This window comes from Chryseobacterium sp. 2P (assembly GCF_059579425.1).
In genome coordinates, this window is sequence record NZ_CM184194.1 from 2,159,630 (window position 1) to 2,173,102 (window position 13,473).

General features: G+C 37.7%; 11 protein-coding genes. 6 read left to right on the plus strand and 5 right to left on the minus strand.

Going from position 1 to position 13,473, the window contains the following annotated elements; translation table 11 throughout:
- Window positions 1–190: 190 nt before the first annotated feature.
- From AC52CF_RS09885 to AC52CF_RS09895, 3 genes are all read left to right on the plus strand, one after another.
- Window positions 191–874 (plus strand): porin family protein, encoded by a 684-nt coding sequence (locus tag AC52CF_RS09885; RefSeq protein ID WP_496518124.1) that lies wholly within the window; start codon window positions 191–193, stop codon window positions 872–874.
- Between the two features lie 247 nt (window positions 875–1,121).
- Window positions 1,122–1,838, plus strand: a complete 717-nt coding sequence (locus AC52CF_RS09890; protein ID WP_496518125.1) for a porin family protein — start codon at window positions 1,122–1,124, stop codon at window positions 1,836–1,838.
- Between the two features lie 119 nt (window positions 1,839–1,957).
- On the plus strand, window positions 1,958–2,536 hold the full coding sequence (locus AC52CF_RS09895; protein WP_076390240.1) for a porin family protein: 579 nt from the start codon (window positions 1,958–1,960) through the stop codon (window positions 2,534–2,536).
- Window positions 2,537–2,611: 75 nt separating this feature from the next.
- Here the strand turns inward: AC52CF_RS09895 and purF are convergent, their stop codons facing one another.
- The 5 genes from purF to AC52CF_RS09920 all read right to left on the minus strand — a co-directional run bounded on the left by purF (window position 2,612) and on the right by AC52CF_RS09920 (window position 8,280).
- Complete coding sequence (purF, locus tag AC52CF_RS09900; RefSeq protein ID WP_214589745.1) at window positions 2,612–4,111, minus strand: amidophosphoribosyltransferase; 1,500 nt, start codon at window positions 4,109–4,111, stop codon at window positions 2,612–2,614.
- A gap of 121 nt (window positions 4,112–4,232) precedes the next feature.
- Window positions 4,233–4,952, minus strand: coding sequence for a phosphoribosylaminoimidazolesuccinocarboxamide synthase (gene purC, locus AC52CF_RS09905; protein WP_214589744.1), 720 nt, complete (start codon window positions 4,950–4,952; stop codon window positions 4,233–4,235).
- A gap of 32 nt (window positions 4,953–4,984) precedes the next feature.
- Complete coding sequence (locus tag AC52CF_RS09910) at window positions 4,985–5,680, minus strand: DUF3307 domain-containing protein (protein WP_214589743.1); 696 nt, start codon at window positions 5,678–5,680, stop codon at window positions 4,985–4,987.
- A 2-nt stretch (window positions 5,681–5,682) separates the two neighbouring features.
- Window positions 5,683–6,288: a SatD family protein gene (locus AC52CF_RS09915; RefSeq protein ID WP_214589742.1), complete on the minus strand. Its 606-nt coding sequence runs from the start codon at window positions 6,286–6,288 to the stop codon at window positions 5,683–5,685.
- A 126-nt stretch (window positions 6,289–6,414) separates the two neighbouring features.
- Window positions 6,415–8,280 carry an endonuclease gene (locus AC52CF_RS09920; protein ID WP_214589741.1) on the minus strand — a complete coding sequence of 622 codons (1,866 nt, stop codon included), beginning with the start codon at window positions 8,278–8,280 and terminating at the stop codon, window positions 6,415–6,417.
- A 191-nt stretch (window positions 8,281–8,471) separates the two neighbouring features.
- Between AC52CF_RS09920 and AC52CF_RS09925 the strand changes: the two genes are divergently transcribed.
- The 3 genes from AC52CF_RS09925 (at window position 8,472) to AC52CF_RS09935 (ending at window position 13,279) form a co-directional block, all read left to right on the plus strand.
- A complete protein-coding gene (locus tag AC52CF_RS09925) occupies window positions 8,472–9,611 on the plus strand; it encodes an acyl-CoA dehydrogenase family protein (RefSeq protein ID WP_076390246.1) in 1,140 nt (379 codons plus the stop codon).
- A 34-nt stretch (window positions 9,612–9,645) separates the two neighbouring features.
- Window positions 9,646–10,143 (plus strand): DinB family protein, encoded by a 498-nt coding sequence (locus AC52CF_RS09930; RefSeq protein ID WP_214589740.1) that lies wholly within the window; start codon window positions 9,646–9,648, stop codon window positions 10,141–10,143.
- Between the two features lie 205 nt (window positions 10,144–10,348).
- Window positions 10,349–13,279 (plus strand): reprolysin-like metallopeptidase, encoded by a 2,931-nt coding sequence (locus AC52CF_RS09935; RefSeq protein WP_496518126.1) that lies wholly within the window; start codon window positions 10,349–10,351, stop codon window positions 13,277–13,279.
- Window positions 13,280–13,473: the final 194 nt, after the last annotated feature.

Below are 13,473 nucleotides of genomic sequence, written 5' to 3' on the forward strand. Positions count from 1 at the left end.
AAAATTTAAATTTCTGAAAATCAAAATATTAAAATAAAATACATCTGTTTTTACAGATGTATTTTTTTATGACATTTATCATAATTTGTTTTTTGGCAAGCAATTTGGAAGATACTCTGCGTCAAACGAAAAATTTTGACAGTAGTAAAATTTAAAATTAGAAAATAGTAAAAATTAAAAAATTAAAGTTATGAAAAAGTTAATTTTAGGAGTAGCACTTACAGCTGGTTCATTAGCATTCGCTCAGACGACGGGTTCATCTTCAATCCCGGTGAGATTTGGTATCAAAGGTGGGATGAACGTAGCTTCTCTATCTAAAGATGCAAGTCTTGAAGACCAAAAATCTAAAATCGGATTTAACGCAGGTGTATTTGCAAACATTCCTTTAGCAAGTTCATTCAGTGTTCAGCCGGAGGTTTTATACTCACAGTACGGAGCTAAAGTAAAAAGTGTTGATGAAGTTACAGTTCTTAATACAACTACAAGAAATGTTCAATCATATTCAACTCACTTAGATTACATCGCTGTACCGGTAATGTTCCAGTATAACTTCGTTCCCAACTTTTATGTAGAAGCAGGTCCTGAATTCGGATTCTTGGTAAGCGCAAAAAATAAAGGAGACAGAACTACTACTGTAACCAACGGTTCAGGAACAACGACTTCTTCAGCAAGCTATACAGATGATATCAATAAAGACAACCTAAACACATTTAATTTCGGTATCGGTTTAGGAGCAGGATATTATTTCACAGATAACCTTGGTATTACTGCAAGATATGTTGCAGGTGTAACAGACGTTGCTAAAAACAGACCAAATGGTTCTGATGCAACAAGAAACAACACATTCCAGGTTGGTTTAGCTTACAAATTCTAAGAAGCTGATTCAGTAAAAACAATTTTGATTTCAATACATAAAAAGGTCAGGTTTCGTCATGAAGCCTGACCTTTTTGATTTGATCTGAATGACATTATCCAATACATAATAATTCACTCTAAAAATTGTGAATTATTAACATTTGAAAATCCGAAAATCCTTTATTTGGCAAGCATTTTGTAAAATAACTGTTACCTGAATGAAAATTTCAGGCAACAAAAAAGTAGTAAAATTTAAATGTAAAATTATGAAAAAGTTATTTCTAGCAATGGCAGTAACGGCAGGAGCATTTGTGTTTGCACAGGAAGTAAAAACAACAGCTGTCCCACCGATGAAAATGAAGGAGCCTGTAAGATTTGGTATTAAAGGAGCGGCAACCGCTTCCCAATTCAGTGAACAGAAACTTGCTGCCAAAAACCAGAAAATAGGATTTAATGCAGGTGTTTTCGTAAATGTACCATTATCTGAAAAGTTTGCATTACAGCCGGAAGTTTTATACAATCAAATGGGTGCAAAAAGTGTACTTTCCGATACGGAAGTTACCACAGGAGCTACAACCGTAAGAACCAAGCAGGATTACAGCACCACACTGAATTATATTTCGGTACCGGTAATGCTTCAGATGAAACCTACCGACAATTTCTATGTAGAAGCAGGTCCGGAAGTAAGTTATTTCGTAGACGGTAAAAACAAAGGTGAGCAAACTATTTCCACAACAACTTCCGGAACAACCACCACACAGACTTTATCGGCTTCGGAAAGCATTAATAAAGACGATATTAAAAAGTTCAATCTGGGCTTTGGAGTCGGTCTGGGATATTATTTTACCCGTAATCTAGGAATTAATGCTAGATATGTAAACAGTCTTACGCATATTTACAACAATTCTGACGCATTAACCGATGCTCAGAAAAATGTAAATACAAACAGAGTATTTCAGCTAGGTCTGAACTATAAGTTTTAAATAAAAAAACAATTTTTGATTTCATAACAAAGATCAGGTTTCATCATGAGGCCTGATCTTTTTCTTTTTATTAAATTTGCAGCACTTTAATAATAAACATTCATAAAAATTAATAGACTATGAAAAAGATTTTTCTAGGACTTGCGATTACAGCAGGTACATTATCATTCGCACAGGAAAAAGCAGCGGCTTCAGCTTCACCGGTAAAATTCGGAGTAAAAGCGGGACTTAACGTATCTTCTATTAACGACAACGATTCTAAGGCAAAAGCAGGATTCTACGGAGGTTTCTTTGCAAACATTCCTGTAGCAAGTTCTTTCAGCGTACAGCCGGAAGTTTTGTATAACGGAATGGGTGCTAAAGATAAAACCTATTCTTCTGTAAAGCTTAATCTGGATTATATTTCAGTTCCGGTAATGGTACAGTATAATGTTCTTCCTGATTTATATGTAGAAGCTGGTCCACAGTTCAGTTTTGCAATCAGCCAGAAATTAAAAGGAGACGGAGGTTCTGTAGATGTAGATCAGGCTTTCAAAGGTTTTGATCTTGGTTTAGGTCTTGGAGCAGGATATTATTTTGAGCAGAAATTCGGAATTACGGCAAGATATGTTGCAGGACTTACAGATATCGCAGAAAACAATACAGGTGACGCAGTAAGAAACGGCGTTTTCCAGGTTGGTGTAGCGTATAAATTCTAATCCATTTCGCGGATACAATAAAAAATGTCAGACTTAAATTTTTAAGCCTGACATTTTCTTTTTGATGGAAATATTTTAATTGAATAATTCTACTTCCTCTCCTTTTCCTACAGGATATTCTTCGGTGAAACATCCGAAACAGTGATTGGCAGAGCCTAAAATTTCTTTCAGGTTTTCAACGCTTAAGAATTCAAGAGAATCTACTCCCAAGTAATCTCTAAGTTCTTCCGTAGACATATTGGCAGAAATCAGATCGTCTTTCGACGGCGTATCGATTCCCAGATAACAAGGAGCGATAATCGGCGGAGAAACACTTCTGAAGTGAATTTCCTTCACACCTGCATCTTTAAGAATCTTAACGAGTCTTTTTGAAGTGGTTCCACGTACAATGGAATCATCAATAATCACGACTCTTTTATCTTTAATCTCGGAAATAATCGGGTTTAATTTCAGGTTCACTACTCTTTCTCTCATTTCCTGAGTCGGTACAATGAAACTTCTTCCGATGTATCTGTTTTTAATTAAAACCGGACGGAAAGGAATTCCCGAAGCCTTGGAAAAACCAATGGCAGCCGGAACTCCGGAATCCGGAACCCCAATCACAACATCAGCTTCCACAGGAGCCTGATGCCAGATTTTTTCTCCGGATTTTTCCCTGATTTCGTACACATTAATATTTTCTAAAGTAGAATCGGGTCTTGCAAAATAAATATATTCAAAAGAACATATTCTCTGCTTTCCTTTTTCTTCGTCCACCATGTAAGAATGAAGTTTTCCGGGTTCGTTTTCATTGGTATAAATAATTTCTCCCGGTAAAATATCGCGTACATACTGTGCACCAACTGCATCTAAAGCCACAGATTCTGAAGCAACAACATAAGAGTTTTCGTTAATTGCTCCCAAAACCAAAGGACGGATTCCGTTGAAATCTCTGAACGCGAAGAATTTATTTCTAGTCATCCCGACAACAGAATAAGCGCCTTCAATTTTCTCCATGGTTGCCTTAATAGCTCCGCGAAGTCCCAGATCAAGGTTTTTCTGAATTAATCTTAAAATCACCTCAGAATCGGATGTTGCTCTGAATACAACCCCTTCAGCTTCGAGCTGCGTTTTCAGTTCTTTTGCGTTGGTTAAATTACCGTTGTGCGCAATTGAAAGAATAATCTGGTCGTATTCGTTTTTCGCGAAGAACGGCTGAAAATTATATTTCTTTTTGTCTCCTGCAGTCGTGTAACGGGTGTGTCCGATCGCAGAATTTCCCATAAAAGTCTCAGGATCGTTGATCTCTTTATAAACATCCAAAACCAGACCTTCATCTTTCATATTGGTGATTTTCCCGTCTTTAAGAACAGAAATACCACAAGCTTCCTGACCTCTGTGCTGTAAGGCAAAAAGACCGAACTGTGAAAGAGAAAACGTATCCAGATCATTATCAGAATACATTCCGAAGATTCCGCACTCCTCGTTCGGAGCATCTAATCTTTCTTCTTCCTGCGTTCTGAAAAGATTTCTTCCGTAGGTCTGGGTTTCAAATTGTTTTAAATATTCACTTTTATGAATGTCTAAACTTTTCATTTTTATTTTTTCTAAATTTTGATGGTGGAAGCCGGGAGCTCGAAATCTGAAGTTTGTAACAAAACTTTTTTACATATTCAGATAAACTTCCGGCATCCAACTTCTGGTTTCTGCCTGATAATTATTTAGCAAGTACCGTTTTCAGTCTGTTATAGATCTCAACGTAAGCTTCGGTAACTTCACCAAGATCTCTTCTGAATCTGTCCTTATCCAGTTTCTTCATCGTATCTTTGTCCCAAAGTCTGCACGTATCCGGAGAAATTTCGTCTGCAAGGATAATTTCACCGTCTGCCGTTTTTCCTAATTCAATTTTGAAATCCACTAAGATTATGTTCATTTTGTCGAAAAGATCGATTAAGATTTCGTTGATGTCTGACGTTAATTCATACATTTCATCAAGCTCTTCATACGTTGCAGCTCCTAAGAACACTGCATGGTGATCGTTGATTAGCGGATCTCCCAATTCATCTTTTTTGTAGCAGATATCGAAGATGGTAACCGGAGATTTAATTCCTTCTTCCACTCCCAGTCTCTGCGCCATGCTTCCAGCCGAATAGTTTCTTACAACCATTTCCAGAGGAATGATGGATACTTTTTTTACCAACTGCTCTCTTTCGTTCAGTTGTTTAATGAAATGAGTCTTAATCCCTTTTGCATTCAGATATTCAAAAATAAGAGTCGTGATCGCGTTGTTCATTTCTCCTTTAAGATCTACAGATCCTCTTTTCTGAGCGTTAAATGCAGTAGCATCGTCTTTGAAACGTACCACTACTTCATTAGGATTGTCGGTTGCAAAAACCTGTTTTGCCTTCCCTTCGTACAACATTTCTTTCTTTTCCATTTTCTAAAATTACTTTTTATTAGATTGATATATTACTTAATTAAAATTCCTGTTAAAACCGCCATTCCAAAGCTTAAAAGGGTTCCTATCAGAACATATTCGGTTAACTTTCTCTGCTTTGCCTGAGCAAGATCACTGAACCTGAAGACAGATTTTGCAGCGACCATAAAACCTACGCCTTCCCAATGGTTCACCACAATAAAGGTGAAGACCAATAAACGTTCTAAAATCCCGATATATTTTCCGGCACTTGATAAAGATTCGGTTTGTATATTGTTCTGAGTTTCGGGAACCGGAGTCCACGAAGACAATAAAATCTTGATAAAAATGGAAGCGGGTGTTGTTAAAAATAAAGCTGCCATAAGAATTTTTAGAATTTCCTTATCTTTTAAAAATTCAAAATTAAATTCATTGAAGTAAAAGGAAACTCCCGCAATCACGGCAATATGTAAAGCCTGATCGATAAAAAACCATGACTTTTTAGATTTTGCTGTCTGAAAACTAAGCTTCGCAGCGTCAATAATAAAATGTGAAACTCCGATCAGAACGGCGATCCACCACAATTCGGTGTTCCAGAGGAAAATAAAACTCAGAATGGTGTGAATGAGAACGTGAAAGTACAAATATCTGCTTTTCAGCTTTTTGCTTTCCTTCTCTGCAACCCATGAATTTGGCTGAAGAATAAAGTCTCCAAATAAATGCGCCAATATGAGCTGAATAAAAACCATGCTTACAGTTCGGATATTTTTTTTCTGAAATATTGATTGGTTTCTACGATCAGTTCATAGTTTGCGCGCTTCAGTCTCTGGCTTACGGAAGACTGTGAAATGGCAAACTTTTTCGCAAGATCTTCCTGCGTAATGTCTTTATTCATAATCATCTCATGAATAATTTCTGCATTGGCAACCGTCCAGGAATCAAAATCTTTGGAAGACCATTTCAGCAGAATATTCAGATCCCGGTCTACAGAATCGTTGGATGTTTTGATGGAAACGGTATGTCCGTCATTTTTAAGATCATTCAGCAGTCTTCCGGAATGCACATAAGCAGTTCCGTTGGATTCGGTGATTTTTTCAGAAGAAAAATTCTCTTCTCCAATACCGATGGCAATTCTTACGTCTAAATTTTCCTGACTTTTTATAAGAGATTTAATGGCAAGAAAACGCCAGAATACCTCATCTATCTTACATTTGAACTGAAATTCGTCGCCTCTGTAGATTTCCCATGTATGAGGAGTACTTCCCCACTTTTCGAGAAGATTTTTAAGCTTGGTAATCCAAACCTCTGTTTCCGCGTGCTGTGAATTTATAATATCTCCGGTAATGACCGCTATCATTCTGCAAATATAAGCATTATTACTTATAAATAAAAAATATAAGCAGAAACACTTATAGATAATGATTATTAGTGAATCTGCTTATATCGATTATATATTGCTTTCCCCTTTTCGGGAGATCACAGCTTATTTTTTGATAAACGGGTAGATCTTATCATCAATTTTTAATAAATATGAACCTGTAGATAAACTTTGTACAGAAATGCCCTTTTTGTTTTTGAAAGGATTTTGTTCGGAATAAATTATTTTTCCAGAAAGATCTAAAATCTGTGCTGATTTTACATTCTCTGTTTTCCCATCAACGAAAACATTGTCATTAACAGGATTTGGATAAATTTTAAATTCATTATTTCTGGCAAGAATAGCTTCTGCGGTTGCCAGTGTTCCTAAATTCTGACAATAATTGCTGGCGTAAGAATCCCATTCACTAATACTAAAGGAAGTTGTTGGCTGGTTGATATTAGATTTTCTGTACAAAGAAATATTTCCTAAAACCGAAAAATTGTTTGTACCGGAAACACCTATTGCATCCACGGTTGAAGATTTATATCTCAGTTCCAGATACTGACTTCCGGAATACGTCATCTGCGGAGCTGCCGTTACAAACTTTGCCTGATTTATTGTATAGCAGGAGAAATTGGCATCCGGATGCAATACTACAAAAGTCTCGTTATTCTGAACAATTCCTTCCAGCTCATAAGGATCTGCAAAATAATAATTTGTTCCGCTGGAAAACTGGATTGATAATCTGTAGTCACTAAGGTTTACGGGATGTCCCGTCTTATTGGTAATTTCAATACCTTTATTATTCGAAGTTCCTTCAAGATATTTCGTTACCATCAGATCTTTAGCATAAATATCCGATGCTAAAGTTGTAACAGAAACCGTATTACTGTCCGGAGAAAGCAGGTATCCGTTGTCGTAAGCCTTCACTGTAAAAGTATACGCTGTAGAAGGAGTAAGATGATCTACACTGAATGTTGAACCTTTCGTTGTCCCTACCAATGTTCCGTTCTGGTAGATTTTATATCCGATTACGTCCGTACTTGTACTGGGAGTCCAGCTTAAAGTTGTAAAATAAGCACTGTTTTGCGTAACGCTTACGTTTGTAGGAGTTTGTGGTGCTACAGCATCCGGAGTCTGTCCCCATATTGTATTCACCCACGAAGGATTATCAATAAAAGGATTTCTGTTTTTCTGTATTGCATACACCGCATTATTTCTGTCGATTTCCCTTTGCGAAACAGGATCTTGCTGATGCCACTGAAGCAGCATGGCGATATAAGCGGGATCATACGCTCTTTCCTCCGTTCCGTCAAGCGGATTGGTATCCGAAGCAGGATTTGCATTATTGTTGAAATTAAAAGTGCCCAATTTCCCTTCATACCTAACTGCAAAATAAAGCAGACATCTCGCAACGTCTCCTTTAAACTCGTTAATAGGCTCATATACTCTTCCGGTATAAGTAATTCCCGGAATGGCACAATTTCCTATTCTTGAAGTATTGGTAAAAGTATAATAAATAGTAGAACCTACGATTCCATAAGGGTAATTACTTCTCAACTGGTTAATTCTTGCGTCCGTTGGAACCACATAAAACAGATCTGAGTACATCGGGTAATTGCTGTAAAATGTACTTTGTGGCATCATGTGTTCTCTATTCCAGCCCTGTCCTTCTGCGGAAGCACTTCCGATGATATTCGCCGTTGTGTATTCATAAGCATCCGGTCCTGTAGGAATTTCAGAATAAATATCAAGGAGAATGGTCGTATTGCTTGGTCCGTAGTCGTAATATCGATCTAAATCCGTCTGATTATAATAATTGGTGAGATCACCATAATTCCAGTTTATATTTTTCGCCGAAATGATGTCATGAAGCTTTGACTTTAAGGCGTAACCCGTCAAACCTGTCGTTCCATCGTAATACCCTGCAGGAGCTTGAGCTGCAAAATAAGATGAAATCATAATAATAGGCAGTAGAAATTTTTTCATGCTTTAAAAATTGGGTGGCTAAAATAGTAAATTAATCTGCTTAAAGTTCGGAAAATTTTATTAAAATATCATTAATTTTAAGAATATAAAAAATTGAAAACTAGATTTTTGCAGATACCGCCTTATGTCATAAATAATTTTTTTGGGTGTTACAGCAATTTAATTATCTTTGGGAACTAACTATTATCTATATGAATACAGAGACTATTGACAACATCAAAATGATAGCGGAAACGGCAAGAGAGTTTGCTGAAAAGAATATTAGACCTAATATTATGGAGTGGGACGAAAGCCAGACTTTTCCTAAAGATTTGTTTCATGAGTTAGGAGAAATGGGGTTCATGGGGATCGTTATTCCGGAACAGTACGGAGGTTCAGGTCTTGGTTATCATGAATATGTAACAATTCTTGACGAAATTTCTCAGGTAGATCCATCCATCGGTCTTTCTGTGGCAGCACACAATTCACTTTGTACCAACCATATTTACGAATTCGGAAACGAAGAGCAGAGAAACAAATGGCTTCCTCAGTTGGCTTCCGGTAAAGTAATCGGAGCGTGGGGACTTACAGAACACAATACAGGTTCAGATTCCGGAGGAATGTCTACTACTGCGGTAAAAGATGGTGACGAATGGATCATTAACGGGGCAAAAAACTTCATTACCCACGCGATTTCAGGAGACATCGCTGTTGTGATGACGAGAACAGGCGAAAAAGGAGCTAAAAATAATTCCACTGCATTTGTTTTAGAAAAAGGAATGCCTGGTTTTTCTTCAGGTAAAAAAGAAAACAAACTGGGAATGAGAGCTTCCGAAACGGCTGAATTAATCTTTGATAACGTTCGCGTACCGGATTCTCACAGACTGGGAGAAGTAGGTGAAGGTTTCAAACAGGCTATGAAAATTCTTGATGGCGGAAGAATCTCTATCGCCGCTTTAAGTTTAGGAACTGCAAGAGGAGCTTATAAAGCTGCTTTAAAATATGCTAAAGAAAGACAGCAGTTTGGAAAATCTATTTCAGAATTTCAGGCAGTTAATTTCATGTTAGCAGATATGGCGACAGAAATTGACGCAGCGGAACTATTAATCCAAAGAGCATCAACTCTGAAAAACGCGAAGCAGAAAATGACAAAAGAAGGAGCAATGGCAAAATTATATGCTTCTGAAGCCTGCGTAAGAATTTCTAACAACGCGGTGCAGATTTTCGGAGGATACGGATATACAAAAGATTTCCCGGTAGAAAAATTCTACAGAGATTCTAAACTTTGCACCATCGGAGAAGGTACTTCCGAAATTCAGAGACTGGTTATCGGCAGAGATATTACAAAATAAATTTTAACTAAATTATTTCAAAAAACATCAACAAATGATTAAACAGGCATTATTAGGTGAATTTTTGCATGAAGCAGAAAACACCCGAAAACTTTTACAGGCAATTCCGGACAGTGCTTTGGATTACAAGCCGTCTGAAATTAACTGGACAACAGCACAGCTGGCTTCTCACGTAGCCGAAGTTTACAACTGGTACGACGGAACATTTAATCAGGATGTATTCGATATGGGAACATACCAATACGATAAAGGTGATATTTCCAAAGCGGAAAATATTGTTGCCAAATTTGAAGAAAATGTTGCTAAAGCGCAGAAAGCCATTGAAAGTTGGGATGAAAACACCATGATGAACGAGTGGAAAATGGAAATGGGAGGAAATTCGATATTTCCGCCAATGCCTAAAATTCAGGTTATCCGTTCGTTTCTGTATAATCATTTGTACCATCATCGCGGTGAGTTGGTAGTGTATTTAAGATCCACAGGAAATAAAGTTCCGGGACTTTACGGACCAACTGCCGATGATAAGTTTTAAAAATTAGAATTAAACTATTAATAATTCAATAGCATCCGTATTTTGCGGGTGCTATTTTCTTTTTTTGAGAAATTCACTATATGATGACATTTAATGTATTGCATAATTGTTTGATTGTATTGTCTAAATTTTTCTTAAAAAATTTTGTTTTTCGTAACGTTTTTTTCATTAGCTTTGGAATTCCACAATCAAATAGAAAACTTGTATGAGAAAACAGCTATTGGTGATTGGAATGCTTGCATCAGGTATTTCATTCGCTCAGACCGATCGACTTTGGTCTGAATCGTCAAGAAAATCAGCTACTGAAATTTTTGAAAACAAATTAACCATTAACAATCCAAAAATCTATAGTCTGGATATTAATGGTTTAAAAAATGCTCTTGCTAAAGCTCCAAAAAGACTTGCAGCAGGAGAAAAGTCTGAAATTATTATCTCGTTCCCGAATTCTGAGGGAAAAATGGAAAATTTTAAAGTAAGAGAAAACTCTAACTTTGATCCTCAACTGGCAGCAAAATATCCAGACATCAAATCGTACGTTGGTGAAGGATTGGGAGACTCCGGTTCTACAGTTTATTTCAGTGTTTCTCCATTAGGACTGTCTTCTATGGAAATCTACGGAGATAAATCAGCGGTTTTCATCGAGCCTTATTCAAAAGATCTTTCAACGTATGTGGTTTACAAAAAATCCGACAAGAAAGATGATTTAAACAAATTTGAATGTACTGTTATTGATGTTGCACAGAAAGGCGTTGCAAACACTGCAAATTTAGTTGCAAGACCAAATGCAGATGATGCAAAACTCAGAACATTCAGACTGGCATTGTCCTGTACAGGAGAATATACAGCGTATTTCGGAGGAACTAAAGCGAATGCGTTAGCTGCAATGAACAATACCATGACCCGTGTAAACGGAGTTTTTGAAAAAGATTTTGCAGCAAGAATGGTTTTAATCGCAAACAACGACTCGGTAATTTACACCAATGCTTCTACGGATCCTTACTCTGCAGCAGCAAGCATGAGTAACTGGAATTCGGAGCTTCAGTCTACCCTGACTTCGGTGATTGGCGAGGCAAATTATGACATCGGTCACTTATTCGGAGCTTCAGGAGGCGGCGGAAATGCAGGATGTATCGGCTGCGTTTGTACCAATGGCTCTAAAGGAAGCGGTTACACTTCTCCGGCAGATGCAATTCCTTCAGGAGACAATTTCGATATTGATTATGTAGCGCACGAAATGGGACATCAGTTTGGAGGAAACCACACTTTCTCCATGAACAACGAAGGAACAGGAGCTAATATGGAACCGGGATCAGGATCAACCATCATGGGATATGCAGGAATTACTTCTCAGGATATTCAGCCGCATTCTGATGCTTTCTTCCACGCGATCAGCATTCAGCAGATTACCAACAACATCAAAGCAAAAACCTGCCCTACAAGCACAAGTACAGGAAATTCAATTCCTACAGCCAACGCAGGTCTGGATTATACTATTCCGAAAGGAACACCATTTATATTAACAGGAGCCGGAACAGATGCAAACGGAGATTCGTTAACGTATATCTGGGAACAAATGGACAATGCGTCGTCTTCACAAACCGGAGCAAGTTCTGCGGCGAGTGCCACAAAAGCGACAGGACCTACTTTCAGATCATGGACACCACAAACTACACCTGTAAGATATTTCCCTAGAATGGCTTCAGTTCTGGCAGGAGCTACCACAACAGCAGGATCTGAAATTACTGTTGAAGCATTATCAAACGTTGCCAGAACATACAATTTCAGATTTACCGTTCGCGATAACAGAGCCGGAGGTTCCGGAAACAACTCTGATGATGCAGTAATCACAGTAAACGGAACAGCAGGACCATTCAGCGTAAGCTCTCAAAATACCGCTACAACAGTTACAGGAGGAACTTCCCAAACCGTAACATGGAATGTGGCAGGAACAACAGCGAATGGTGTAAATGCAGCCAACGTAGATATTCTTTGGTCTACAGACGGAGGAAATACATGGACTACTCTGTTGGCAGGAACTCCAAACGACGGAACACAGGCGGTAACTATCCCGAATACTTCTACAACAACAGGAAGAATTATGGTAAAAGGTTCCAATCATATTTTCTTTGATGTGAACAATGCAAACATTACCGTAAATGCAGGTTCAGGAACTCCAGATACTACTGCTCCTACCGCTCCTACTCTTGCGGCTTCAGGAACAACTTCTACAAGTACGAATCTTTCATGGTCCGGCGCAACAGACAACGTAGGTGTTACAGGTTATGATGTTTATCAGGGAACTTCATTAGTAGGTTCTACTGCATCAACTTCCTATACTGTATCAAGTTTATCACCTTCAACAACATACAGCTTTACAGTAAAAGCTAAAGATGCAGCAGGAAATGTTTCAGTTGCCAGCAACACAGTTTCCGTAACCACTTTAGCAGGAACTGCAGTTACTTACTGTTCTGCTTCAGCTAACAATACTGCTGATGAAAGAATCGGAAATGTGAAGTTCGGAAGCATTAACAATACTTCAACAGGAACAGCAGGTTATGAAAACTTCACTTCAATTTCTACAAATGTAACAAGAGGTTCTGCTTATTCACTTTCTATTACTCCGGTTTGGACTTCAACGGTTTACAGCGAAGCATATGCGGTGTATATCGACTATAACGGAGACGGAGACTTTGCAGACAGTGGAGAATTGGCATGGTCTAAGACAGGATCTACCACAACTCCTGTTACGGGATCTATTACCATTCCTTCAACTGCAACTGTAGGAACAACAAGAATGAGAGTTATGATGCAGTACAGTTCTGTACCTACATCTTCATGCGGAACGTATACTTACGGACAGGTGGAAGATTATACATTAAATATTGTATCAGCAGGAAGAGGAAACGTTTTAGATACGAAAGACATGATTACAGATATCAGATTATATCCGAATCCTGTAAAAGATGTTTTAAATGTTTCAAATACGACGAACGAAGACTATAAAATCTTCGATATGGGTGGAAAACTAATCAATTCAGGAAAACTTGAAAGAGGCGCAGTAAATGTAAGCGGTCTTATTAAAGGAGCTTACATGATCCAGATTGGAGAAGTCTCTAAGAGATTCATTAAAAACTAATCACTTCACTCAATTAAGCTTTGAGGTAAAAGGCTGTCCGGAAACGGACAGTCTTTTTTTTATGAGTCGCAAAATTAACAGACTTCTACTCTCTGCATAAATTCTAAACGGGATTAAACTCTTAAAAATCATTTAAACACAAATCCCAAAAACATTTTCACCAAAGCTCATCATCATTTAAAATCTGAAAGATT

What these genes read in the sequence shown, in the direction of transcription:
- AC52CF_RS09885 (WP_496518124.1), top strand. Translation starts at nt 191, where the DNA reads ATGAAAAAGTTAATTTTAGGAGTAGCACTTACAGCTGGTTCATTAGCA.
- AC52CF_RS09890 (WP_496518125.1), top strand. Translation starts at nt 1,122, where the DNA reads ATGAAAAAGTTATTTCTAGCAATGGCAGTAACGGCAGGAGCATTTGTG.
- AC52CF_RS09895 (WP_076390240.1), top strand. Translation starts at nt 1,958, where the DNA reads ATGAAAAAGATTTTTCTAGGACTTGCGATTACAGCAGGTACATTATCA.
- purF (WP_214589745.1), bottom strand. Translation starts at nt 4,111, where the DNA reads ATGAAAAGTTTAGACATTCATAAAAGTGAATATTTAAAACAATTTGAA.
- purC (WP_214589744.1), bottom strand. Translation starts at nt 4,952, where the DNA reads ATGGAAAAGAAAGAAATGTTGTACGAAGGGAAGGCAAAACAGGTTTTT.
- AC52CF_RS09910 (WP_214589743.1), bottom strand. Translation starts at nt 5,680, where the DNA reads ATGGTTTTTATTCAGCTCATATTGGCGCATTTATTTGGAGACTTTATT.
- AC52CF_RS09915 (WP_214589742.1), bottom strand. Translation starts at nt 6,288, where the DNA reads ATGATAGCGGTCATTACCGGAGATATTATAAATTCACAGCACGCGGAA.
- AC52CF_RS09920 (WP_214589741.1), bottom strand. Translation starts at nt 8,280, where the DNA reads ATGAAAAAATTTCTACTGCCTATTATTATGATTTCATCTTATTTTGCA.
- AC52CF_RS09925 (WP_076390246.1), top strand. Translation starts at nt 8,472, where the DNA reads ATGAATACAGAGACTATTGACAACATCAAAATGATAGCGGAAACGGCA.
- AC52CF_RS09930 (WP_214589740.1), top strand. Translation starts at nt 9,646, where the DNA reads ATGATTAAACAGGCATTATTAGGTGAATTTTTGCATGAAGCAGAAAAC.
- AC52CF_RS09935 (WP_496518126.1), top strand. Translation starts at nt 10,349, where the DNA reads ATGAGAAAACAGCTATTGGTGATTGGAATGCTTGCATCAGGTATTTCA.